At 42.5% G+C, this 25,939-nt stretch carries 21 protein-coding genes; 16 read left to right on the top strand and 5 right to left on the bottom strand.

What is annotated here, in order from left to right; translation table 11 throughout:
- The first annotated feature begins 53 nt into the window (after nt 1–53).
- From nuoG to nuoN, 8 genes are read left to right on the top strand one after another with little or no spacing between them, the layout of a single operon-like run.
- Nucleotides 54–2,786 carry an NADH-quinone oxidoreductase subunit NuoG gene (gene nuoG, locus PR683_RS06440; RefSeq protein WP_164528668.1) on the top strand — a complete coding sequence of 911 codons (2,733 nt, stop codon included), beginning with the start codon at nt 54–56 and terminating at the stop codon, nt 2,784–2,786.
- Nucleotides 2,786–3,763: an NADH-quinone oxidoreductase subunit NuoH gene (gene nuoH / locus PR683_RS06435; protein WP_004912244.1), complete on the top strand. Its 978-nt coding sequence runs from the start codon at nt 2,786–2,788 to the stop codon at nt 3,761–3,763. The genes nuoG and nuoH overlap by 1 nt, the downstream gene beginning before the upstream one ends.
- A 14-nt stretch (nt 3,764–3,777) precedes the next feature.
- On the top strand, nt 3,778–4,320 hold the full coding sequence (gene nuoI / locus PR683_RS06430) for an NADH-quinone oxidoreductase subunit NuoI (protein ID WP_004259834.1): 543 nt from the start codon (nt 3,778–3,780) through the stop codon (nt 4,318–4,320).
- Nucleotides 4,321–4,332: 12 nt separating this feature from the next.
- Nucleotides 4,333–4,875: an NADH-quinone oxidoreductase subunit J gene (gene nuoJ / locus PR683_RS06425; protein WP_004912236.1), complete on the top strand. Its 543-nt coding sequence runs from the start codon at nt 4,333–4,335 to the stop codon at nt 4,873–4,875.
- Nucleotides 4,872–5,174 (top strand): NADH-quinone oxidoreductase subunit NuoK, encoded by a 303-nt coding sequence (gene nuoK, locus PR683_RS06420; protein WP_272571346.1) that lies wholly within the window; start codon nt 4,872–4,874, stop codon nt 5,172–5,174. Before nuoJ ends, nuoK begins: the two co-directional genes overlap by 4 nt.
- Nucleotides 5,171–7,012 (top strand): NADH-quinone oxidoreductase subunit L, encoded by a 1,842-nt coding sequence (nuoL, locus tag PR683_RS06415; protein WP_123382587.1) that lies wholly within the window; start codon nt 5,171–5,173, stop codon nt 7,010–7,012. Before nuoK ends, nuoL begins: the two co-directional genes overlap by 4 nt.
- A 19-nt stretch (nt 7,013–7,031) precedes the next feature.
- Entirely contained in the window at nt 7,032–8,552 is a 1,521-nt protein-coding gene (nuoM, locus tag PR683_RS06410; RefSeq protein WP_004912225.1) for an NADH-quinone oxidoreductase subunit M, read from the top strand.
- 6 nt (nt 8,553–8,558) lie between these two features.
- A complete protein-coding gene (gene nuoN, locus PR683_RS06405) occupies nt 8,559–10,019 on the top strand; it encodes an NADH-quinone oxidoreductase subunit NuoN (RefSeq protein WP_004912223.1) in 1,461 nt (486 codons plus the stop codon).
- A gap of 56 nt (nt 10,020–10,075) precedes the next feature.
- On the opposite strand, the gene PR683_RS06400 is transcribed toward nuoN, so the two are convergent.
- Both PR683_RS06400 and PR683_RS06395 read right to left on the bottom strand, forming a co-directional pair.
- Complete coding sequence (locus PR683_RS06400) at nt 10,076–11,059, bottom strand: alpha-xenorhabdolysin family binary toxin subunit B (RefSeq protein ID WP_109911555.1); 984 nt, start codon at nt 11,057–11,059, stop codon at nt 10,076–10,078.
- Nucleotides 11,060–11,070: 11 nt separating this feature from the next.
- Nucleotides 11,071–12,279, bottom strand: a complete 1,209-nt coding sequence (locus PR683_RS06395) for an alpha-xenorhabdolysin family binary toxin subunit A (RefSeq protein WP_117162384.1) — start codon at nt 12,277–12,279, stop codon at nt 11,071–11,073.
- A 751-nt stretch (nt 12,280–13,030) separates the two neighbouring features.
- On the opposite strand from PR683_RS06395, the gene PR683_RS06390 reads away from it, so the two are divergent.
- The 6 genes from PR683_RS06390 (at nt 13,031) to menE (ending at nt 20,158) form a co-directional block, all read left to right on the top strand.
- Entirely contained in the window at nt 13,031–14,365 is a 1,335-nt protein-coding gene (locus PR683_RS06390; RefSeq protein ID WP_123382589.1) for an isochorismate synthase, read from the top strand.
- 117 nt (nt 14,366–14,482) lie between these two features.
- On the top strand, nt 14,483–16,156 hold the full coding sequence (gene menD / locus PR683_RS06385) for a 2-succinyl-5-enolpyruvyl-6-hydroxy-3-cyclohexene-1-carboxylic-acid synthase (RefSeq protein ID WP_109911558.1): 1,674 nt from the start codon (nt 14,483–14,485) through the stop codon (nt 16,154–16,156).
- Nucleotides 16,156–16,920, top strand: coding sequence for a 2-succinyl-6-hydroxy-2,4-cyclohexadiene-1-carboxylate synthase (menH, locus tag PR683_RS06380; protein WP_272581716.1), 765 nt, complete (start codon nt 16,156–16,158; stop codon nt 16,918–16,920). Before menD ends, menH begins: the two co-directional genes overlap by 1 nt.
- Nucleotides 16,921–16,932: 12 nt before the next feature.
- A complete protein-coding gene (menB, locus tag PR683_RS06375; RefSeq protein WP_004912212.1) occupies nt 16,933–17,790 on the top strand; it encodes a 1,4-dihydroxy-2-naphthoyl-CoA synthase in 858 nt (285 codons plus the stop codon).
- A complete protein-coding gene (menC, locus tag PR683_RS06370) occupies nt 17,790–18,761 on the top strand; it encodes an o-succinylbenzoate synthase (protein WP_004912210.1) in 972 nt (323 codons plus the stop codon). Before menB ends, menC begins: the two co-directional genes overlap by 1 nt.
- Complete coding sequence (gene menE, locus PR683_RS06365) at nt 18,749–20,158, top strand: o-succinylbenzoate--CoA ligase (RefSeq protein ID WP_198634781.1); 1,410 nt, start codon at nt 18,749–18,751, stop codon at nt 20,156–20,158. Before menC ends, menE begins: the two co-directional genes overlap by 13 nt.
- A 44-nt stretch (nt 20,159–20,202) precedes the next feature.
- Here menE and PR683_RS06360 read toward each other — a convergent pair whose 3' ends face one another.
- Entirely contained in the window at nt 20,203–21,642 is a 1,440-nt protein-coding gene (locus PR683_RS06360; RefSeq protein ID WP_162598830.1) for a catalase, read from the bottom strand.
- Nucleotides 21,643–21,977: 335 nt separating this feature from the next.
- On the opposite strand from PR683_RS06360, the gene PR683_RS06355 reads away from it, so the two are divergent.
- Nucleotides 21,978–22,520, top strand: a complete 543-nt coding sequence (locus tag PR683_RS06355) for a YfaZ family outer membrane protein (RefSeq protein ID WP_209102145.1) — start codon at nt 21,978–21,980, stop codon at nt 22,518–22,520.
- A 113-nt stretch (nt 22,521–22,633) separates the two neighbouring features.
- On the opposite strand, the gene tyrP is transcribed toward PR683_RS06355, so the two are convergent.
- Entirely contained in the window at nt 22,634–23,782 is a 1,149-nt protein-coding gene (tyrP, locus tag PR683_RS06350; protein ID WP_231136507.1) for a tyrosine transporter TyrP, read from the bottom strand.
- A gap of 479 nt (nt 23,783–24,261) precedes the next feature.
- On the opposite strand from tyrP, the gene PR683_RS06345 reads away from it, so the two are divergent.
- Complete coding sequence (locus PR683_RS06345) at nt 24,262–25,602, top strand: anaerobic C4-dicarboxylate transporter (RefSeq protein WP_109911562.1); 1,341 nt, start codon at nt 24,262–24,264, stop codon at nt 25,600–25,602.
- Between the two features lie 72 nt (nt 25,603–25,674).
- Here PR683_RS06345 and yfaE read toward each other — a convergent pair whose 3' ends face one another.
- A complete protein-coding gene (gene yfaE, locus PR683_RS06340; protein ID WP_109911563.1) occupies nt 25,675–25,938 on the bottom strand; it encodes a class I ribonucleotide reductase maintenance protein YfaE in 264 nt (87 codons plus the stop codon).
- Nucleotide 25,939 lies beyond the last annotated feature (1 nt).

The following is a 25,939-nucleotide window of genomic DNA, read 5'->3' as shown; positions in this document are numbered from 1 at the left end:
CACGAAGAACGTATTTTTGATTAACGCCTGCTTTATGCGGGCCTTTGGGAAGCATGCTGACTATGGCTACAATATATGTAGACGGCAAAGAATATGACGTAAACGGGTCTGAAAACCTGTTACAAGCCTGTCTTTCTCTAGGGCTAGATATTCCTTATTTTTGCTGGCATCCGGCGCTGGGAAGCGTTGGCGCTTGCCGCCAGTGTGCGGTTAAGCAGTATCAGAACGCAGATGACACACGCGGTCGCCTAGTAATGTCTTGTATGACACCCGCAACGGAAGGGACTTACATCTCTATTGATGATGAAGAAGCCAAACAATTCCGTGAAAGTGTTGTGGAATGGCTGATGACCAACCATCCTCATGACTGTCCAGTCTGTGAGGAAGGGGGAAACTGTCACCTACAAGATATGACGGTGATGACCGGTCATAACATGCGTAAATATCGTTTTACGAAACGTACTCACATTAACCAAGACCTCGGTCCATTTATTAGTCATGAAATGAACCGTTGTATCGCGTGTTATCGTTGTGTTCGTTACTACAAAGATTACGCAGATGGCACAGACTTGGGTGTGTATGGTGCACATAACTATGTGTATTTCGGTCGTACTGAAGACGGTACACTGGAAAGTGAGTTCTCCGGTAACTTAGTTGAAGTTTGTCCTACTGGGGTATTCACTGATAAAACACATTCAGAGCGCTATAACCGTAAGTGGGATATGCAGTTTGCACCCGGTATCTGCCAACAGTGCAGTATCGGTTGTAACACGAGTCCGGGTGAGCGTTATGGTGAAATCCGTCGTATCGAAAACCGTTATAACGGTTCGGTAAACCACTATTTCCTGTGCGACCGTGGTCGTTTTGGTTACGGTTATGTCAACCGTAAAGATCGTCCTCGTCAAGCGGTACTCAATAAAAATGGCGTCAAACAAGTCATTTCGGCTATCGAAGCAATGCAAAGTGGTGCGCAAATTATCAATCAAGCGAAAAAAGTGATTGGTATCGGCTCTCCACGCGCGAGCGTTGAAAGCAACTATGCATTGCGCGCATTAGTCGGAGCAGATAACTTCTATTCAGGTATTTCTGCGGGAGAGCAACGCCGCTTAGCGCTGATGCAAAACATCCTGCAAAACGGCGGTATCTATACGCCAACATTGCGTGAAGTAGAAGGCTATGATGCGGTACTGGTACTGGGTGAAGATTTAACTCAGACAGGTGCACGTATGGCGTTATCTGTTCGCCAAGCGGTGAAAGGTAAAGCACGTGAAATGGCCGCAGCGCAAAAAGTCGCTGACTGGCAAATCGCCGCAATCATGAATATTGGTCAACATGCAAAATATCCGCTGTTTATTACCAACGTTGATGATACGCGTTTAGACGATGTGGCTGCCTTTAATTATCGTGCACCAGTAGCTGACCAAGCACGTTTCGGTTTTGCTATCGCCAATATGATTAACGGCGAAGCCCCTGCGGTGAATGATTTACCCGCAGACTTAAAAGCCAAAGTTGAAACCATTGCTCAGGCATTAGCTGGTGCGAAAAAACCATTAATTATTAGTGGTAGCCATAGTGCCAGCGAGGCAATGATCCAAGCGGCCGCTAACGTGGCATTTGCGTTAAAAGCCAAAGGCGCGAATGTTGGGTTATCTTACTTAGCATCTCATGCCAATAGCTTCGGTCTGGCAATGATGAACGCACAGCCATTAGACAGCGCTTTAGCTCGCATTGAAGCGAACGAAGCGGATGTGGCTATCGTTATCGAAAATGACCTGTACCGTCACAGCAGCGTGGATGCCGTCAATAGCGCATTAGCGAAATTGAGCCACTTGATTGTTGCAGATCATCAGCAAACCGACATCATGGATAAAGCAACATTGGTTCTGCCAGCAGCAAGCTTTGCTGAAGCAGACGGTACGTTGATTAACCAAGAAGGTCGTGCGCAGCGTTTCTTCCAAGTCTTTGACCCAACTTATTACGACAAAGCTATCGTGATGAACGAAAGCTGGCGCTGGATGCATTCACTGCAAACTGAAGCGCAAGAGCGTGATGCGGATTGGTCGCAACTTGATCACGTTATCGCAGATTGTGTTGCCGCAATGCCACAATTCTCGGGTATGGTAGATGCTGCACCAAAAGCGTCTTTCCGTATTCGTGGTCAAAAACTGGCGCGTGAACCACATCGTTACAGTGGTCGTACAGCGATGCTAGCAAATCAATCTGTTCATGAACCTCGTCAACCGCAAGATATTGACTCTCCATTTGCTTTCTCAATGGAAGGGAACAACAGCCCAACCGCGCCACGCCAGCAAATTCCATTTGCATGGGCGCCGGGTTGGAACTCACCACAAGCCTGGAACAAATTCCAAGCCGAAGTGGGGGGGCACCTGTTATTTGGTGACCCGGGTATCCGTTTGTTCAATTCAACACAGAGCAAATTGGCTTACTTCACTGAAATTCCAGCGGCTTATCAAGCCAATGAAGCTCAGTGGGTTGTCGCACCTTATTACCACCTGTTCGGCAGTGATGAAATGTCACAGCGTTCAGAAGTAATTCAAGAGCGTATGCCTGAGCCTTATATCATGCTGAACACGCAAGATGCTGCGTCACTCGGCCTGTCAGCAGGAACTAAAGCGGAGTTTAGCCATGCAGGTCAAGTGTTTAACTTGACTGTCCGCCTAAGTAATCACCTGTCTACAGGTCAAATTGGCTTACCGTTAGGAATGCCAGGTATCGCACCTTCAATGGCTGGCGTGTCAGTCAATAATCTGCGGAGGGGAGCATGATGGATTGGATTTCTCCTGAAGTGATGGAAGTGTTAATTTCCATCCTTAAATCTGTCGTCATATTATTGGTTGTTGTGACTTGTGGGGCATACATGAGTCTGGGAGAGCGCCGTATTCTCGGTCTGTTCCAGAACCGTTATGGCCCTAACCGCGTGGGTCCGTTTGGGATGGGCCAGTTAATCGCGGATATGTTCAAAATGCTGTTTAAAGAAGACTGGATCCCGCAGTTTGCTGACAAGAAAATCTTTACGCTTGCACCAGTGATTGCGTTTTGTTCACTGTTCTTAGCATTTGCCATCGTCCCTGTTAGCCCGACTTGGCATGTTGCAGACCTCAATATCGGGATTTTATTCTTCCTGATGATGGCGGGTCTCGCTGTCTATGCGGTGTTATTCGCAGGTTGGTCAAGTAACAACAAATACTCATTATTAGGTGCGATGCGTGCGTCAGCACAAACCGTGAGTTACGAAGTGTTCTTAGGCCTTTCTTTAATGGGTGTGGTTGCACAAGCAGGTTCATTCAACCTGATTGATATTGTGAACTCCCAAGAAGGCATGTGGAATATTATTCCGCAGTTCTTTGGCTTTGTGACTTTTGCGATAGCGGGCGTTGCGGTATGTCACCGTCATCCGTTTGACCAACCGGAAGCAGAACAAGAGATTGCGGATGGTTACCACGTTGAATACTCAGGTATGAAGTTTGGTTTGTTCTTCGTCGGTGAGTATATCGGTATCGTAACGGTTTCTGCACTGATTGTGACGCTGTTCTTTGGTGGCTGGCATGGTCCATTCCTGCCGTCATTCTTGTGGTTTGCTATCAAAACTGGCTTCTTCATGATGATGTTTATCTTGATCCGTGCCTCTTTACCGCGTCCACGTTATGACCAAGTGATGTCTTTCGGTTGGAAAATTTGTCTGCCGTTGACACTGCTTAATCTGCTGGGTACTGCAGCAGTGATTTTATACAACGCTCAGTAAGGGGTGATTGAACCATGACATTGAAAGAGTTATTGGTCGGTTTCGCCACCCAAGTACGTAGTATTTGGATGGTCGGCCTGCATGCGTTCGATAAACGCGAAACGCAAATGTATCCAGAAGAGCCGGTTTATCTGCCACCCCGTTACCGTGGGCGTATCGTGTTAACACGCGACCCTGACGGTGAAGAGCGTTGTGTTGCGTGTAACTTATGTGCGGTTGCTTGCCCTGTGGGATGTATCTCACTGCAAAAAGCTGAACATGAAGACGGCCGCTGGTACCCTGAATTTTTCCGCGTTAACTTTTCGCGCTGTATTTTCTGTGGTCTGTGTGAAGAGGCTTGCCCAACCACGGCAATCCAATTAACACCTGATTTTGAAATGGCCGATTGGAGACGTCAGGATCTGGTTTACGAGAAAAATGACCTGTTGATTTCAGGTCCGGGTAAATATCCTGATTATAACTTTTACCGTAAATCGGGTATGGCGATTGCAGGTAAAGACAAAGGTGAAGCGGATAACGAAGCGAAACCGATTAACGTCAAAGACCTGTTGCCATAAGGAGCGATATTCATGGAATTTACATTTTATATCGCCGGTCTAGTTGCCATTTTAGCAACTTTAAGGGTGATAACGAATACAAATCCGGTGCATGCACTGTTGTATCTGGTTGTTTCTCTGCTGGCTCTGTCAATGGTGTTTTTCTCCCTCGGCGCGTATTTTGCTGGGGCGTTGGAAATCATCGTATATGCAGGTGCCATTATGGTCCTGTTCGTGTTCGTCGTGATGATGCTCAACTTAGGGCGTTCTGTTCAAGAACAAGAGCGCGCTTGGTTGACGCCGAAAAACTGGATTGGCCCTGCGGTGTTATCCGCGGTTTTATTGGCTATCTTAGTTTACGGCATTACCTCGTTGTCTTATCAAGAAGGCATTGAGGGAACCATCATTGGGGCGAAAGAAGTGGGAATTAGCCTATTTGGGCCGTATGTTCTGGCTGTCGAATTGGCATCTTTGTTATTACTCGCAGGTTTAGTGGTAGCATTCCACGTTGGACGTGACCGTAAAGAAAACGGTGCTGACCTTGTCAGCATCGAGAAGGCGGAGGAACAAAAATGATACCTCTAGAACACGGTCTGATTTTAGCGGCGATTTTATTTGTGATGGGGCTCAGTTGCCTTGTTATTCGCCGTAATCTGCTTTTCATGCTGATCGGACTGGAAATCATGATTAACTCAACTGCACTGGCATTTGTGGTTGCAGGGAGTTTTTGGGGGCAGCCAGACGGCCAAATTATGTATATTTTGGCAATCGCATTGGCTGCAGCGGAGGCGAGTATTGGATTGGCGTTGTTACTGCAACTCCATCGTCATCGTCAGAACCTGAATATTGATAAAGTCAGTGAGATGCGCAGATGAACCTACTCTATTTAACTATTCTGTTGCCTTTACTGGGGTCGGTGCTGTTAGCCTTCTCTCGTGGACGCTGGTCAGAAAACGTTTCGGCCATTATTGGTGCGGGGTCGGTTGGCTTAGCGGCCGTCGTCGCATTCTATGCTGGCAATGAATTTTTAGCTCAAGACGCAGGTAGCGTATTCATCCAGCCACTTTGGACTTGGATGTCTGTCGGTACCTTTAATATCCCATTCACTCTAATGTTAGATGGCCTGTCATTGACCATGTTAGGTGTGGTAACGGGTGTGGGCTTCCTTATCCACGTATATGCATCTTGGTATATGCGTGGCGAGGAAGGTTACTCACGTTTCTTCGCTTACACTAACTTGTTTATCGCAAGCATGGTGGTTTTAGTCCTCGCTGACAACATGATGCTGATGTATCTCGGTTGGGAAGGGGTAGGGCTGTGCAGTTACCTGTTGATTGGTTTCTATTATACCAATCCAGAAAACGGCAAAGCGGCGATGAAAGCGTTCTTTGTAACGCGTATCGGTGATGTGTTCCTCGCAATTGGTATGTTTATTCTGTGGAATGAGCTTGGCACACTGAATTTCAGCGAAATGGCGGTGTTAGCACCTCAAAAATTTGCGGAAGGTTCAAGTGCGATCAACTGGGCAACCTTGATGTTATTAGGTGGTGCAGTCGGTAAATCAGCACAGTTACCATTGCAAACGTGGTTGGCAGATGCGATGGCGGGTCCAACGCCAGTTTCTGCACTGATCCACGCCGCAACCATGGTAACCGCGGGTGTGTACTTAATTGCTCGTACCCATGTTCTGTTCCTGTTAGCGCCTGAAGTATTACATTTAGTCGGCGTTGTGGGGGCTGTGACATTAGTACTGGCTGGGTTTGCTGCACTGGTGCAAACCGATATCAAACGTGTGCTTGCATACTCCACGATGAGCCAAATCGGTTATATGTTCTTGGCACTAGGTGTACAAGCATGGGATGCAGCCATTTTCCACCTGATGACACATGCTTTCTTTAAAGCGTTGTTGTTCCTGTCAGCAGGTTCAGTCATTTTGGCATGCCACCACGAACAAAATATCTTCAAAATGGGTGGGCTGCGTAAGCAAATTCCATTCATCTACGCTGTGATGTTAATCGGCGGAAGCGCGCTGGCAGCATTGCCACTGTTTACCGCAGGTTTCTACAGTAAAGATGCAATTTTGTGGGGTGCACAGCTTGATGGACAAACTGTGTTGTTGTGGGCAGGTATCCTCGGTGCATTAATGACCGCAATTTATACCTTCCGTATGATTTTCATCGTGTTCCACGGTGAAGCGAAAATCAAAGCGCACAAGGTTAAAGGCATCACTCACACATTACCACTGGGCATTTTGGCTATTCTTGCAACGTTTGTTGGTGCATTAATCCACCAACCACTCGAAGGGGTTTTCCCAGCCGAAGCCGCAGGCAGTGAAGACGGTAAAGTCTTACTCGAAGCGATTTCTGGCGGGTTTGCTATCGCAGGTCTATTAATTGCGGTATTCCTCTATCTGTTCAGACGTTCAATAGTCGATGCTATCGCGAAAACTGCAGTGGGTCGTTTCTTCAGCGCATGGTGGTACCAAGCGTGGGGATTCGATTGGCTGTACGATGTAGTCTTTGTTAAGCCATTTAAAGGTATAGCATGGCTACTAGAAAGCGATCCGATTAACTCTCTGATGAATATCCCTGCACATCTTTCACGTTGGGCAAATAAAGGGCTTGCAGTGAGTGAAAACGGCCAAATTCGTTGGTATGTTGCCTCGTTGGGGCTGGGTGCAGTGCTGATTCTTGCTCTGCTGCTTTTGGTTTAATTAAGGGACACATTGCGCCATGCTATTACCCTGGCTAATACTCATTCCCTTCATCGGAGGCCTGCTAAGCTGGCAGGCTGACCGGTTCAGTCATCGCGCACCGCGTTGGATTGCACTGGCAACGATGGGAATAACATTGATACTTTCCGTACAATTGTGGTTACAAGGGAGCTACTCCCTTGTCAATCCACAAGGTATTCCACAATGGCAATCTGTTTTCTTTATGCCGTGGATCCCGTCACTGGGAATTGACTTTCATTTAGCAATTGACGGTTTATCACTGCTGATGGTCGTGTTAACGGCTATCATGGGGGGCTTCTCAATTCTGAGCTCTTGGAGTGAAAACCAGAAAAACCAAGGTGCGTATCACTTTAACCTGTTGTGGATTATCACAGGTGTGATGGGGATTTTTACCGCGGTTGACCTGTTCTTATTCTTCTTCTTCTGGGAGATGATGCTGATCCCAATGTATTTCCTAATTGCCAATTGGGGACACAAAGGGTCAGAAAACAGACAACATATCAAAGCCGCGACTAAGTTCTTCATCTACACGCAAGCAAGTGGTTTGATCATGCTAGTGTCCATCATTGGCCTAGCGTTGGCGAACTACAATACTTCAGGTGTATTAACATTCGACTATAACCAACTGCTAGGTGCAGAACTCTCTAGCAATGTCGCGTTTATGTTGATGTTAGGCTTCTTTATCGCCTTTGCCGTTAAAATGCCACTGGTCCCTTTCCATGGTTGGATGGCAGATACCCAAGAGCAATCGCCAACAGCGGGTTCAGTGGATATCTCCGGTATCATGCTAAAAACCGCAGCATACGGTCTGTTACGCTTTACCTTACCTCTGTTCCCAGAAGCGTCTATCCAGTTCACTCCAATAGCGATGACACTGGGTGTGATCAGTATTTTCTACGGGGCATGGTTAGCGTTCAAACAAACGGATATCAAACGTCTGGCGGCGTACAGTAGCTTATCCCACATGGGGTTTGTGACAGTCGCTATTTACGCGGGTTCAACCTTGGCTTACCAAGGTGCGGTGATTCAAATGATCACCAACGGTTTGTCCGGTGCGGCACTGATTATCATCAGTGGTCAACTGTATGAACGTACACAAACTCGTGATATGCGCATGATGGGTGGATTATGGAAACGCATTAAATGGTTACCAGGAATGTCCCTGTTCTTTGCTGCGGCAACGTTAGGAATGCCAGGTACAGGTAACTTCATTGGTGAATTCATGATCCTGTTCGGTAGCTTCAGCCAATTCGCGTTAGTGACCTGCATTATGGTCTTTGGTGTGGTGTTTGCGTCTATCTATTCACTGTGGATGATGCAACAGACCTACTACGGTACACCTAAGTCTGAAAAAGAAATGAAAGGGTTAACGGCACGTGAATTTGGTGTGCTGCTGGCTCTGGCTGCTTTACTGGTTATTATCGGTTTCTACCCACAACCAATTTTAGATACCTCAATTGGTTCGATGGAAACATTGCATAACCTGTATTCTGCTTCACTTACAACATTAGGGCTGTAATTCGCCATGACAATAACTCCTCAAGAACTGATCGCAATACTACCACTGATGATCGTCGGGTTGACGGCGGTGGTTGTGATGCTGTCCATTGCGTGGCGACGCGATCACCTGACTAGTGCCGCGCTGACAGTATCAGGCTTTATTATTGCGTTGCTTTCACTCATTTGGGTAGCCGATGGCTACCTAATGGATGTGACTTCGCTTATTCGTGTTGATGGCTTTGCACTGTTCTATAGCGCATTAGTCCTGATTGCAGGTATTGGAACGTCTATCTTTGCTTACCACTGGTTAGAAGGTTTTGGTGATAATAGAGATGAGTTCCATTTACTTGTTGCTATCGCAGTAGCGGGCGGTGTGCTGTTATCTATGTCAAACCATATGGCATCAATGTTTATCGGTATTGAGCTGATTTCATTGCCTCTGTTTGGTCTAGTTGCCTATACCTTTGAGCGCAGTCGCACATTAGAAGCCGGGATCAAGTACATGCTGTTATCTGCAGCCGCGTCTTCATTCCTGTTATTCGGGATTGCGTTACTGTATGCAGAATCGGGTAGTTTAAGCTTTGCTGCTGTTGGTCAAAGCCTTTCCGATAGCCAAATTCACGCACCATTGGTGATGATTGGTTTCGGTATGCTGATTGTAGGTTTTGGCTTTAAACTGTCACTGTTTCCATTCCAACTGTGGACACCAGACGTTTACCAAGGTGCGCCAGCACCAGTGTCAGCCTTCTTAGCAACCGGTAGTAAAATCGCTATCTTCGCAGTATTAGTGCGTATTTTTCTGGAAGCGCCAATCGCCAATAGCAATACGTTAGCGATTGTGATTTCTGTGATTGCTATTGCATCTATCCTGTTTGGTAACTTACTGGCTATCACACAAAAAAGTGCAAAACGCTTACTGGGTTACTCATCTATCTCACATATGGGTTATTTACTGGTCGCTCTTGTTGCGTTACGTATCGACCCTGTTGCGTCACAAGTCACTATCGCAATCTACTTAGTGGGTTACTTGTTTGCGAGTTTAGGGGCATTTGGTGTTGTGAGTATCGTTTCAAGCCCTTACCGTGGTGATGATCAGGATGACTTTAGTGCATTCCGCGGGCTATTTTGGCATAAGCCAATTCTTGCAACGGTAATGACGGTAATGATGCTTTCATTAGCTGGTATTCCAATTACATTAGGGTTTATTGGTAAATTCTATGTGATTGCATCCGCAGTGAATGCAGAGTTATGGTGGCTAACGGGGGCTGTAGTGGTAGGTAGTGCTATTGGTTTATATTACTACCTAAGCTTTATGGCTAGCCTATATAGTCGTGATGCAGAACATGCAGAACGTTATACAGGCCCTGAAAAAGCAACGTTAGGAACTGTTGTTGCTGTTATTTGCGCCATTGCTGTTATCGTCTTTGGTGTATGGCCACAACCACTTATTGATATGACATCAACAGCGCTTGCTGTGATTAACTAATAGGCCAAAATTTCCTATTGCTAATAAACCGGTTACTTCTAAGTAGCCGGTTTTTTTTAATCGGGTAACTGGCGTTGATATTGATATTCCATATCGTCTAAGAAAGACATGAGTACCTGACTTGCTAAGTTAATTTTTTGAATATTCAACATTTTTTCAGACGATTTTTCATTAATAAAATGACACCATTGCAACCAATAATCTTTAATTAAGCTTATCTGAGTAATAATTGACAATTTATGCGAATCTATAGTGGTTATTTGGTCAGCTAATAGCATGAGCTGAGAAAGCTTAAATATTGTTTTATCAATATGGTTAACTTCTTCTTTTAATTCTAAAATTTGATTGCCTAAATCTAATCTGACCTCGACAAGTTGCGCAAATTCCAAACCATCATCAATGATTGATAATAAATTTTTAATAAAGGCAACGGCTGATTTTAATATTTGTTTTTTATTTGTTGGCATATCAATTGAGTCAATTAATTCGTCATTTAACAAATGTTTCTTTAAGAAATCGGTAATTTTAGATTTTAATATAATATCTTCTGCTGCGATGATAACGGAGTGCTGTTGATTGATTTCATCTATTTTTAGAGTTTTGCTATTTTTGGATGTGACTAGAAGTTCTTTCTGCTCAGTATATTGATGTAGTTTGTGCTGATTGCTTTCTTCTAAATGAATGAGTGATAAAGAATCAGTGGTATAACTGAATTTGGTAATTATTCTTTCTAATTCTAACTTGAAATCAATTAAATCTTCAATGAAGCTTTTAACTAAGATTTCATCAGGTATGTTGATATTTTCATTATTTAATTCGCTTTTTAAAATATAATTTAATTTTATTTTAAGTTTCGGTATTGAGTTTCTGATTATTTCATTGATATTAAAAGATTTACTGGCTATTTTTTGTATTTTTCCATGGATAATAAAATCATAATGTATTATGTTTTTATTAAATGCGGAAATTTCGTTTGACATATGCCTCAATTGATAAATATCAATAGGGGGGAGTATGGGTAAATCAAGCTTATCTTGCATATTAGTACCTTTTATTGAGGGGGAGTGTTATTTGGTTGAATTTCATCAAATAACTTTATTAAATGTGTCGAGTATTCTTGAATGGTATACCAAGATGTAATAGCACGTTTAAAATGAGTAATGAACTGAATAAGTTTTTCAGCGTTATTGATTTTTTTGAAAACCTCGATTGATTGAGTTATTTCGGTTAGGAGGACTAGCCACATATAATCTAAGTGGTCAACGGCTAACCGGGCATCTTTAAATAAACTATCAATTTTATGGAGATTGATTTGAATATCAAAAATAACTTTTTGGGCAAATTTTTCTTTGTTGATTTGGTCACTAATTGATTGTATTTCTGTTAATGTTTCATTCTTTTTTGCCCGAATTTTTTCAGCCTTTGAGCCAAAAATCCCTCCAGTGATAATGAGGCCGATGACACCACCAACTAAACCCGTAAAACTGAGTTTCACAAAGTGTGAATACTCGAGTTCTAATTGCTGGAGTTCTTGTTTTTTCATTTTAAGTGATTCTTGTAAATAGGAATCGGTTGTTTCATTATTAGTGGGATCAAGTTGTTTATATAACCCTTTAACATTGAATAGCAATGATTCAACATGTTGATAATTAGATAAATAACCTCCTGTAATATGTACGCGGAAATCAGAAATGATATTTTTAATATTACTTGTCTTAATAGATTGGTCTTTAATATCATCCCTAATTAATTGTAAGATATTAGTTAGCTCGGTAGCTATTTGCTGGTCATCATTTTGATAATATATTTCATCTAGTTCATGTTCACTAATATCATTCAAACTCTCAGACACTTTTTTCAAAATAGGCATATGGTTTATATATTCAATAATTTGCCCACCTGTTTGTATAATGTTTCGGCTAACTAGAGATAGATTGACAGATTGTTCTTTAACATGTTGTTCAACGTTATCCCAGCTATTGGCATGTTCACGAATATTGATAATGGTACCAATTAGTTCATTTGTATCGATTGGCAAGGTTGTTGATGAGGTAATACCAAACCATTTTAGAATATCATTTTTTTTCCAAGGCAAAGAAAGAGAAAAGTAAACGTGGCGATGTATGCTAATTAAATCATCTAATGTGAAAATACCGACTTCACGGGCTGAAAGTGTGTCTTGATTAGTTAATAAAGCTAAGGTTGTATGGCCTATATGTTCTTTTTCAATAATTCTATCGTAATTATCTTTTGTATTCATTTTAAATTCCACATTGATTAAGTTAAAGATTGAACGCTTATTTTTCTTAGTACTGTTGTATGGTTAAATTACCTATTTATTGCAAATAAAAATATAAAGTTCATATTTGTTAACCTACTAGAAATTGACTGAAAGTTTTATATTAAAAAATGAAAATCAGAGCTAAAAAATAGCATTTTGAATAATTTAATATGTGTTTTAAATATTATTCTCTATTATTTTTATTTGAAAATCATCTATAGTAGTGCTAAATAAAATAACTAATAAGAATATGATATTAATTAAAATATACGATAATTTTTTTGTTTTGAATTAAAAAGGCTTGCAATGGAACATGGGTTTAAAGCTGACATATCACTATGTTTCAAAATGAAATTTTCATTGGGTAAAAATGATGCAGTTTCGAGAAAGAAGCAAAGATTAAAGAGGATAAAATCACATTTTCTATTAATTAAATGAATGAAGTGCTATGTAATATACATAATAAGCTATACTATCAACAGCCTGAAGGTCACTATTAGTGAGTGATAACAGGTTTATTTTGACACAGCTGCTCTTGGCTATCGTCATTTGAGCCATAAAAAATAATTATAGCGAAGTACTAAAAGCAATCTCTTAATTGCAGGTAATCTACTTTTAGTGCTGAATGGGCGGTATAGCATTTACTGTTAGTCATCAATGTATTAAAAAATTGTATTGCGCTATATAATAACCGTAGTGAATTTGTGTGATGTAGCAGTGGGAATCTAAAGTGAACTATAAAAAAATTGATCAATTGATAACTGAAATTTTGGACCATTTGTCTACATTGACACTAAAAAATCAAGAGTTTACTCGTTTAGTTTGGCAATTAGATGCACAAACCTCTTTTCCTGGCCTTTCATGGCTGTCGGCACAGCAAAGTTATCCTCAATTTTATTGGTATCAACGCACTGGCGCCGAGGAATGCAGTGCTCTTGGTATGGTGAAATCCTTTGATTCGATAGATACGGCACAAGTTTTTTTATCCCAGTATCCTGATATGCCAGAGATGCGCCTATGGGGGCTTAATGGCTGGAATGCGGTTGGAACGGGCATTCCTGAAGAGATAAAACGCCAAGCAACTTTTTGTTTTTTGCCCCGCATTGAAATTCATCGATTACGTTCGACAATTAGTGTTAGCGTCAATATTGAGGGGGAAGAAGACCGCTTGAATGCTATTCATCTTTTACAGCAATTGAAGCCGGCTTCTCATGTGAGATTGACATTGAATGCCAATATTACTGCACAAGAACATATTCCTACGCATGATGAATGGTGTCGTTTATTAAATTGCGCTATTGATGACATGAAGTCAGGGAAGATGGAAAAAGTGGTGATGGCAAGGGAAACAAAACTCACCCTGTCTAAACCCATTGCGGTTGCTGAGTTTTTAGCCCAAAGCCAGCAGGTGAATCATCATTGTTACCATTTTATGATGGCCTTCAACGCACAGTCAGGGTTCATCTCTTCGACTCCGGAACGTTTATATTTACGGCAAAATGAACAACTGAATTCTGAGGCCTTAGCGGGAACTGTCGCTAATGACCCTGATGACGCCGTCGCTGCGGAGTATGCTAAGTGGTTGATGGAAGATAAAAAGAACCAACACGAAAATTTAGTCGTTGTGGATGATATTTGCCAACAATTACAAGGTGCAGTGACGGGAGTTGACGTATCATCAGCAAAAGTGATCCGCTTGAGAAAAATCCAACACCTTTATCGCTCTATTGTTGCGACATTAATCAATCCTTCTGATAGCGATTGCTTACAACGTCTTCAACCTACCGCTGCCGTATGTGGTTTACCTCGCAAAGTTGCACGGCAATTTTTAGCAAGTAATGAACCCTTTTCTCGTGGCTGGTATGCAGGAACTGGCGGGTTTATTAGCTTAAATAAAAGTGAATTTGCGGTATCTCTACGTTGTGCACAAATAGAAGGTGCGCATGTCTCATTATATTCAGGTGCGGGCATTGTCAGTGGCTCAGACCCAGAGCAAGAGTGGATAGAAATTGAAAATAAAGCGGCGGGGCTTAAATCTTTGTTTGGAAATAACGAAAAACCATAAAGTTAAAATGGTTATTTTCTTTTATTTCAATTAGTTCACCAAAAATTGTTCTGAGATCAAGAAATTTATTTCAGCCAGTCTAAACTAGTTGATAACTAATAATTTGCTGAGCATATTATGTCGAATTCTGCTTTTAATCTCCGTTGGGCTGAAGTGATTATTGAAGCACTATCTCGCCACGGAATGAAACATATCTGTATTGCGCCAGGCTCTCGTTCGACGCCTTTGACTCTGGCTGCCATCAATAACGCCAAATTACATTGTCACACCCATTTCGATGAGCGTGGTTTGGGTCATCTGGCACTTGGATTGGCAAAAGCCAGCAATGAGCCAGTAGGTGTCATTGTGACGTCAGGGACTGCGGTTGCAAACCTTTATCCATCATTGATAGAAGCTGGACTAACTGGAGAAAAAGTTATTTTTCTCACCGCAGATAGGCCCCCTGAATTGATTGATTGCGGTGCTAATCAGGCTATTCGGCAGACGCATATTTTTGCATCTCATCCTGCTCAATCATTAATGTTGCCAAGGCCGACACAAGATATTTCAGCTAAATGGTTGGTAACCGCTATTGATAATGGCATGAACCAGTTACGCCATGGTGCATTTCATATCAACTGCCCATTTGCTGAGCCACTATATGGTGATATGGATGGGGAACATGAATGGCAGAAAACCCTTGGGGAATGGTGGAATTCGAGCCACCCGTGGCTCACTGAACCGTTAACTCATTCTGTCGCTCTAGTGGCAGATTGGTATTTTTGGCGGCAAAAAAAAGGCGTTGTGCTTGCCGGTAGAATGAGTGCGAGTGAAGGGGAGCTCGTTGCTAAATGGGCTCAAGAACTCGGATGGCCAGTTATAGGTGATGTGTTATCTCAAACAGGGCAGCCATACCCTTGCGCAGATTTATGGCTTCAGCATCCCGATGCTCAACAGGTTTTAAAACATGCAGAATTAGTTGTCCAGTTTGGTTCAAGCTTAACAGGAAAACGGCTATTACAATGGCAAGCCAATTGTGAACCGCAAGAGTATTGGATTATCGACTCGATACCTCAACGGCTAGACCCAGCTAATCATAGGGGAAGAAAGTTAACCTGTTCAATTAAAGGTTGGCTGGACAACCATCCTGCACAGCCGAGAAGTTTGTGGTGTGAATCTTTGCAGACGTTAGCGCAAAAAGCCCAACACCATGTACACCAACAGTTACATGACCAGTTTTCCGAAGCGGCGGTTGCATTTCAATTGCCAGAACTACTCTCACCACGAGGTCAACTATTTGTTGGAAATAGCTTAATTGTTCGTTTGGTGGATGCACTCGCACAACTTCCATTAGGCTATCCGGTATATAGCAACCGCGGCGCAAGTGGTATTGATGGTCTGATTTCTACCATGGCGGGAGTGCAACGAGCAACAGCTCGTCCAACATTAGCTATTGTTGGGGATATTTCTGCCTTATACGATTTGAATAGTTTGGCGCTGTTGCGAGAACCTTCAGCACCGACAGTCCTAATCATCGTGAATAACAATGGCGGGCAAATTTTCTCTATGCTCCCCACACCAGACGAAGCAAGGCAAAATTATTACTGTATGCCGCAAAATGTCAGTTTCGAGCCTGCTGCGAAAATGTTTGGCTTACAATATTGTGCGCCGACAGATTGGGGAACACTAAAAAATACTGTTCAACAATTTTGGCATAGTCAGCAAGGAACATTGTTGGTGGAATTACAGGTGGCAAGCGATGAAGGCGCGCGTACTTTAAAACAGCTGCTTAATGAAGTTGTGGAATTGTAATGTTATCCGCTCATCGACATCATTCTACCTCATCGGCTCCTTGGATCATTTGGTTGCATGGTTTGTTAGGCAGTGCGGATGACTGGTCACCCGTGATTGATCAAACACGGACTTTTCCATCATTAGCTGTGGATTTGCCAGGTCATGGCGGTTCTCATTCAGAGCCATGCCAGAGTTTTTCACATTTTGATCAACAACTCAGCGAGCTTTTACAGTATCATCAAATTAATGAATACTACTTGGTTGGCTATTCACTCGGTGCTCGGCTCGCAATGCATTTTGCCTGTCACTATCAGCCTAACGGGCTATTAGGTTTAGTAATTGAAGGCGGGAATGTGGGGTTAGCCAATGAACAAAAACGTGTTGCTCGAGCTGCTAATGATGAGGCATGGGCGCAACGTTTTCGTTCAGAACCCATTGAAAAAGTGTTAGATGACTGGTATCAACAAACTGTATTTGCTGATTTGTCGGCCACTCAGCGCCAACAGTTAATTCAGTTACGTGGACAAAATAACCCGCACAGCATTGCTGCTATGCTAGAAAACACATCATTAGCAAAGCAACCTTTTTTGGCGGACAAATTGCATCAATTAATCTGCCCTTATCGTTATTTTTGTGGCGAAAAGGATCAAAAGTTTCGAAGCGTTTCGCAACAATATGTTTTGCCGTTAACGCTGATTGAAAATGCAGGGCATAATGCACATCGGGAAAACCCCATGGGCTTTGCAACTGCACTACACCATTTTTTATCACACTGTGGTTAAAGGAATCTGATAATGATTTATCCAAGCGAAGAAAAATTATACGCACCAATTGAATGGCAAGATTGCTCTACAGGGTTTGAAGATATTCGCTATCATAAATCTCCTGAAGGAATTGCTAAAATTACGATTAACCGTCCAGAAGTGCGTAATGCTTTTCGTCCACAAACCGTGAAAGAAATGATCCAAGCACTGTCAGATGCACGTTATGATGACCACATTGGTACTATCATTCTAACGGGTGAGGGCGAAAAAGCTTTCTGTGCAGGCGGCGACCAAAAAATCCGTGGTGACTACGGCGGGTACCGTGATGAAAGCGGTACGCATCACCTTAACGTATTAGATTTTCAACGCCAAATTCGGACTTGCCCAAAACCTGTGGTTGCGATGGTCGCAGGTTTCTCAATTGGTGGTGGCCATGTGTTACATATGATGTGTGACCTGACTATTGCTGCGGATAACGCAATATTTGGTCAAACTGGGCCAAAAGTCGGTTCATTTGATGGCGGCTGGGGCGCATCCTATATGGCGCGTATTGTTGGACAGAAAAAGGCGCGTGAAATCTGGTTTTTATGCCGCCAATACAATGCACAAGAAGCATTAGATATGGGCTTGGTTAACACAGTTGTCCCATACGCAGATCTTGAAAAAGAAACCGTGCGTTGGTGCCGTGAAATGCTAGAAAATAGCCCAATGGCATTACGTTGCTTAAAAGCGGCATTAAATGCGGATTGTGATGGTCAGGCTGGCCTGCAAGAATTAGCCGGTAATGCCACTATGCTGTTCTATATGACAGATGAAGGGCAAGAAGGTCGTAATGCCTTTAATGAAAAACGTGCTCCAGACTTCTCTAAATATAAGCGTAATCCATAATGCGTAAAGCCCGTATTTATTCGTTCAGCCTGCCAATGGAGGCAGGCGTTATCCTTCGTTATCAGCGACTAAAAACTCGTGATGGGCTTTTAGTGTGTTTACAAGATGGGGATAATGAAGGTTGGGGAGAAATTTCGCCTCTACCTGAATTCAGTCGTGAAACATTAGAAGAAGCAACCGCCGAAACTATTAAGCGAATGAATGAATGGGTGAAAGAAGGCAAAATTTCTAATAGTCTACTACCCTCTGTTGCTTTTGGCTGTAGCTGTGCTCTAGCGGAGTTAACAGGGGAGCTACCGAAAGAGGCTGACTATCGCAAAGCACCACTGTGCAGTGGTGACCCAGATGACCTCATTTTGAGCCTTGATGCAATGGAAGGCGAAAAGGTTGCAAAGGTAAAAGTTGGGCTATATGAAGCTGTGCGTGATGGTATGGTGGTTAACTTATTACTAGAGGCCGTTCCAGAACTGAAACTGCGCTTGGATGCGAATCGCAGTTGGACTCGAACAAAAGCTGACGGTTTTGCTAAATATGTTAACCCAGACTACCGTGACCGTATCGCATTCTTAGAAGAGCCGTGCAAAACCCGTGAAGAGTCACTGCAATTTGCAGCGGATACCGGCATTAGTATCGCTTGGGATGAAAGTGTACGAGAAGAAGGCTTTATGGTTGAGGCGCAGGAAGGCGTTTCTGCGATTGTAATTAAACCAACACTGACAGGCAGCTTATCTTATTGCCGCTACTTAGTAGAAGAAGCGCATCGCTTAGGATTACAAGCCGTGATCAGTTCATCCATTGAAAGTAGCTTTGGTTTAACGCAACTTGCTCGTGTAGCACATTGGCTAACGCCAAATACCATTCCAGGCTTAGATACGGTATCACTTATTCAATCTCAATTGATACGGCCTTGGCCTCAATGTGATATTCCGCTCCAGCAGTTAGATGATTTAACGCTTGTATGGCAGAACTAGATAACTTTAAAGATTGGCCTTGGCAACACTGGGCCAATCTTCGTCCCAATGCGATCGCCCTTGTAACTGAGTCCCAAAGTATGACTTGGGAAAGCGTAAGCCAACAAGTTACTGACCTTAAAACTTACTTTTTAATGCAAGGTGTAACACAAGGGCAGTGTATCGTTTTGCGTGGGAAAAATTCAGTTGAATTATTATTGAGTCAACTGGCACTTATTGCGTGTGGCGCTCGTGTCTTACCGTTAAATCCCCGCCTCCCAGAACGGTTATTAGCAGAATTACTGCCTCATCTTAATGTTAGCGCAGCCATTGATTTTACTGATGAATCAAATTTATTAGCCAATTATCGCCATTTAGATTATCAACTCTATTATCATTTTATTGGTGATGAAAAGGTTGCTCCGGTTGTTTTTCAAGAGGCTATTCAGCAGCCTGCTACGTTGATTTTAACATCGGGGTCGACAGGTCTACCTAAAGCCGCCGTTCACAGTGTTGCAGCTCACCTCAATAGCGCTGCCGGTGTTGTTAATATGATGAATTACCAGCAAGATGATTGTTGGTTACTCTCGCTGCCGTTATTCCATGTATCTGGTCAGGGTATTGTTTGGCGTTGGCTTTTGCAAGGCGGCGCACTTGCGGTAAAAAATCTCTCTTTAGCCCAGGCATTACATGGGGTGACTCATGCCTCTTTGGTGCCGACCCAGCTATGGCGTTTATTGAATGATAACTCAATGGCGAATATAGCGTTGAAAGCCGTTTTATTGGGCGGAGCCAGTATCCCTTCAACACTCACGGACTTGGCACAACAACATGGAATTGCGTGTTGGAGTGGCTATGGGATGACAGAAATGGCTTCTACAGTTTGTGCTAAACGGGCAGATGGCAAGAAAGGCGTTGGTTTACCCTTAAAAGGTAAGCAAATTCGTCTTGTGGGTGGTGAAATTCAAATCCAATCAGACAGCCAAGCGCTTGGTTATTGGTTTGATGGGCAAATTCACCCTTTAAATTGCCTAGATAACTGGTTTAAAACCAACGATAAAGGAGCATTTATTGATGGCGAGTATCAGATCCTTGGTCGTTTAGATAATTTATTTATCAGTGGTGGGGAATGTGTTCAACCAGAAGATATCGAGTCAGTCATCAATTCATACCCTGATATCAGCCAAAGTTTTATTATCCCCATTGATGATGTGCAATTTGGGCAACGCCCTGTCGCGGTTATTGAAGCAAATGAGTCCGTAGGTTTACATCAGCTGGCGGATTGGCTAAAAGATAAACTCGCACCATACCAATATCCTATGGCCTTTTATTATTTAGACCCTGAATTGAAAGCTGGGGGAATAAAAGTGTCGAGACAACAAGTGAAAAAGTGGTTGTTAGCTAGAATGCAGGAATAGGGTGAAATAGTGGTGGGGTTATCCCCACCACTTAATAAATTACACTATTTTAGTGCTTTTAATGCTTTTTCAACACCAGCGCCGTATTCTGGGTGAACTTGTTTAAATAACTCGATTTGGCGCACTTGAGTGGCTTCTGTCGCGTCAATCAGTTCGCCCGCAATACGTTTAAACATACGTTGGTGCTCGGCATCATCTAATAACTCATATAATGCACGTGGTTGGCTGAAGTAATCTTGGTCTTCGCGGTGATCCCAATGGTCAGCGGCACCTTCAATAGATAATGGCGGTTCGCTAAAGTCAGGTTGCTCTTGGAATAAGCCGGCTTCATTTGGCTCATAGGTCACATGGTTGCCGCTATTACCGTCAACGCGCATTGCGCCATCACGGTGGTAATTATGGAATGGGCAACGTGGGGCGTTCACTGGGATTTGGTGGTGGTTAACCCCAAGGCGATAACGATGGGCATCTCCATAGGAGAATAAACGGCCTTGTAACATTCTATCTGGTGAGAAACCGATACCCGGAACCACGTTAGCTGGGCTAAACGCCGCTTGTTCTACGTCAGCAAAGTAGTTGTCTGGGTTACGATTAAGTTCAAAATAACCGACATCAATTAATGGATAATCTTTGTGCGGCCAAACTTTGGTTAAGTCAAATGGGTTATAAGGAACTTGAGAGGCTTCTTTCTCTGGCATAATTTGCACTTGCAAATTCCAGCGTGGGAAATCCCCTTTCTCAATGGATTCAAACAGATCGCGTTGTGAACTTTCTCTATCTTTACCGACTAATTGCTCTGCTTGTTCATCAGACAGATTCTGAATACCTTGTTGGCAACGGAAATGGAATTTAACCCAGAAGCGTTCATTATTACTGTTGATGAAACTATAAGTGTGGCTACCAAACCCGTGCATATGACGGTAACTTTGTGGTATACCACGGTCACTAGCATCAATGGTTAACTGGTGTAAAGATTCTGGTAACTGAGAGAAAAAGGCCCATTTATGTTCCATTGTACGCAGGTTAGAGCGAGGGTCGCGCTTAACTACGTGGTTTAAATCAGGGAATTTTAATGGGTCGCGGAAATAGAACACAGGGGTGTTGTTACCCACCATATCCCAGTTGCCTTCTTCAGTATAAAATTTTAATGCGAAACCACGAATATCACGTTCTGCGTCGGCAGCCCCGCGCTCACCTGCAACGGTAGAGAAGCGAGCAAACATTTCAGTTTTTTTCCCTATTTCAGAGAAAATTTTTGCGCGAGTATAGCGGCTAATATCATGAGTTACAGTAAACGTACCAAAAGCGCCAGAACCTTTTGCGTGCATGCGTCTTTCAGGGATCACTTCACGGTCAAAATGGGCAAGTTTCTCTAAAAACCAAACATCCTGTAATAACATTGGGCCACGTTTACCTGCTGTCATCACATTATTATTATTGGCGACCGGGGCGCCCGAGGCGGTAGTAAGGCCTTTCTTTTTCATCACAATGCTCCTTTGTTTGGATTAATGGACTACACAAACCTAACTAATAAGTTAATATTTTGTAAAAAATAAAAAACAGGACTACAATAAACTTGTAATTCAGTATAGTTATTATGGAATTGATTATCTAATTAATATAACCAATTACTGTGATTACCCGTGAAAAAAACGGTATTCATCGCACTTTTTCGCACTAAAATTTTTGATTTGTGAAATTTTGTAATGAATAAAGTCGGCTTTTATAAAGGCTATAGCGTAAATCTAGGTAAGAATGGCTGAAAATAGGGTGAAATTCGCGTAGTATCCATAGGTAATAATATCAAGAGGATAAAATAATGCGCAAACTATTATTATTAGCAGCAGCGATGTCACCATTGTTCGTAGGTACTGCCCATGCAGTTTCAGTCAGTGCACAAGCGGGTGAACATTTTACTGAGCTGTCTGCAGGGTTAGGTAACCAAAATGCAGGGTTAGCATTTAATGGTTCTTGGGTTCGTAGTGACCATGATGGGCAAACGGGTAGTATTGGTGCCACATTTGGTTTACCTGTTGGGCCTTTCTCTGCATTTGTCGGGGGTAAAGGGTTATATTTATCACCGGATCACAATAGTAGTGGTGCTGCATTAGCGGTTGGTGGTGGGTTAAATTGGCAGGCTATGCCTTCATTAAATATTTATGGTGAAGCCTATGGTGCTCCTGAGTCATTGACCTCAGGTAGCAAGTCTTATGTCGAAGCGAAAGCGGGTGCACGTTATACCGTATTTAAACCTTTATCTATTGATGCAGGTTATCGCTTGATTGAAATGAAAGGGACTCATGGCAATAGTAGCGATAAAGTTGCCGATGGCTGGTATGTAGGGGCTGGCCTTTCATTCTAAGATTGTTAAATTTATCATTTATTAGATTTAACCGTTTGAATCTCGAAAAAACCGCCAAATACTACGTTTGGCGGTTTTTTATATCTTTAGAATATTATTAATAAGCGAATAGTTTAGCCAACGTTTGGTAAAAATCCGGCAACAATCGAAAATTGGATAGCGATTACTGCCACACCACATGCCAACACTAAGGCTAAAATAGGTGTACCGCCTTTAACTTGATACCCACCTTGAGTTTCTAATTTACGTACACGTAGGGTTAACAGTGCAGGAATAATCAGTGCTAAGACTGAGAGCGCGACAGCGGCATAAGTTAATGCTTGTACGAAACTACTAAAGAATAGGGCGGCCAATAATGGCGGAACAAAGGTAAGCAAGCCTGTTTGTGCACGACCGATAAAATGGTTGCTACGCTTGAACAAATCTGCGAGGTAATCAAATAAGCCCAATGCAACACCTAAGAAAGACGTGGCTAACGCTAAATCCATAAATAGGCTGACGGCAATATTGACTCGAGGTGTAGCAACAACATCGCGAATTGCGGTGAGTAACCCATTAAGGCCAGACTCCTGCGCTAGGATCCCGATAAAGGTGTGTGATGGAATAGAACCTAACGTAGCGATTTGCCATAGAATATAAGCTACTAAAGGAATTGCGCTTCCGGTAATGAAAATCATACGTAATTTACGTACATCTCCATTCATATAGTTAACTAAACTCGGTACGCTACCATGGAAACCAAAAGAGGTAAAAATAACGGGCACTGCGGCCAAAACAAGGCCTTTTTCAATCGGCATAGTGCTTAAGTTTACCGCTTCAGCATGTGGCATCATCACAACGAGCATGATGACCAAAAAAATCGTTTTTGCTGTAAATAAAATACGGTTAATAAAATCGACTGAATGTGTGCCAATGCACACGACTGCACCACCAATAATAGTAAATGCGATAATGGCAGTGTTGGTTGAAATGTTAATTCCCCACCAAGAAGACAGGCTATCTGAAATTAATACGCCTGCACCACCTATGTAAGCGGTTGTTAATGCGTACATTAATAGCAGCATACTGAGCCCAGTCACTATTTGGCCAACAGGACCCAGATATTTTTTAGCGACGGAGCCTAGGCCCATATTTGCAGGGTTATGCTGATACACTTCGACTAATAGTAATGAGGTATAACTCATTAACATCCATAATCCAACAAGCAAGCAAACGATGCCTGTGAAACCGACTCCTGCAGCGGCAAGTGGCATTGCCAACATCCCTGCACCTATTGTTGTCCCTGCAACGATTAACACACTGCCAAGCGTACGATTCTTCACAAGTTCCTCTGATTGAATTTCAATAATTAACAAGTGATGCAGATTATGCGATCGAAAGTTCGCTGTCAAATGTAAATTACAGCTGGTGTAATTATAAGTTTACACTGATAATCAAGTAGATAGCGAAACTAAAGACAATAATCAGGGTTAATTAAGTGAAGAAAAAATGATGATTTATAGTGACTAAAGGTAAATTTAAATGGGGTGATTTGTTAAAAAAGGTGTGGTAATTAGTTGATTTTTATTAAAATGGCAGCTAACTGTACAGTATGTCAGTTACTTAATGTAAATTATGTGATGAGGTCAAAATAAAAGCATAAAAAATAAAACTAAATTGATTTTGAAGTTATCATAAATCAAATTAATGCTTGAAAATCATCCCGATAATATATGCAAACATATATATAAAGGATGGAACTATGGACTTTATGATTCAACTCGCCATTATCCTTGTTTGCTTATTCTATGGAGCAAAAAAAGGGGGAATGGCACTCGGGCTATTAGGTGGTGTTGGCCTAGTTATCTTAGTTTTTGGTTTTGGTTTACCGCCTGGAAAACCGCCTGTTGATGTTATGCTTGTTATCATTGCTGTTGTTGCCGCATCAGCGACGTTACAAGCATCAGGCGGTTTAGATGTCATGCTGCAAATTGCAGAACGACTACTGCGGAAAAACCCTAAGTACATTTCTATTGTGGCACCTTTTGTGACATGTATCTTAACCATTTTGTGTGGTACAGGGCATGTGGTATATACGATTTTACCTATCATCTACGATGCGGCGATTAAAAATAATATCCGTCCAGAAAGACCGATGGCCGCGAGTAGTATTGGCGCACAAATGGGGATTATCGCCAGTCCGGTTTCAGTCGCGGTTGTTTCACTAGTAGCAATGCTAAATGGTGTGACAATCAATGGTAAGTCACTCGAATTTTTGGATTTATTAGCAATTACTATCCCATCAACGTTAATTGGTATTTTAGCTATTGGTATTTTCAGTTGGTTTAGAGGTAAAGATCTCGATAAAGACCCTGTATTCCAAGAGTTTATATCAGTCCCTGAAAACCATGATTATGTTTATGGTGACAGTGTGACACTGCTAAATACAAAGTTACCGAAAATTAACTGGGTCGCGATGTGGATTTTTTTAGCCTCTATCGCAGTTGTTGCACTACTTGGCGCATTCTCTGAACTAAGGCCGCTAGTTAATGGTAAGCCGTTATCTATGGTTTTAGTCATCCAGATGTTTATGTTATTAGCGGGTGCGCTAATTATCATTATCTGTAAGACCAATCCTGGGCAAATTTCAAAGAATGAAGTATTCCGTTCAGGGATGATTGCTATCGTGGCGGTGTATGGTATCGCTTGGATGGCGGAAACCATGTTCGGCGCACACATGGATGAAATTAAAGGAACGTTAGGTTCTTTAGTGAAAGATTTCCCTTGGGCTTATGCCGTCATCTTGTTATTAGTTTCTAAGTTTGTTAACTCTCAAGCCGCTGCACTAGCCGCTGTTGTACCAATTGCATTAGGTATTGGTGTTGACCCTGCCTATATTATCGCTTCTGCGCCTGCGTGTTATGGTTACTACATTTTACCGACTTATCCAAGTGATCTTGCGGCAATTCAATTTGACCGTTCTGGAACAACGCGTATTGGTAAATTTGTTATCAACCACAGTTTCATTCTACCGGGGTTAATTGGGGTGGGCGTGTCTTGTGTGTTTGGCTGGGTATTTGCAGGTTTATATGGTTATTTATAATCAATAAAGTAAGTGAATAAAAAGTGATTGCACAGGTAACGGATAAACCGCTGTGCAATCACCTATTTTAGATTAACCGATTTCAATATCCGATAGCGGATGGCAGCAGCAGGGAAGGATCTCTCCATCTTGTACAAATGCGATGGGTTTTTGTTTATAACCCACTTTACCATGCAATAATGTCACTCGGCACGAACCGCAGTAACCTTCACGACATTGATATTCTACAGGGATCCGACTGTCTTCTAAGGCTTCCAGCAAACAGGAGTGAACTTCGGTATGGTAGGGGACTTGAACACCCTGCGTTAACCGCAGGGTGATTTTATGGCTTGCCATA

The sequence above is a fragment of the Providencia sp. PROV269 genome, assembly GCF_028477785.1.
In the GTDB taxonomy this organism is placed as follows: Bacteria; Pseudomonadota; Gammaproteobacteria; order Enterobacterales; family Enterobacteriaceae; genus Providencia; species Providencia rettgeri.
The sequence above is the reverse complement of the archived record's forward strand: the minus strand, read 5'-3'. Positions and strand labels throughout refer to the sequence as shown.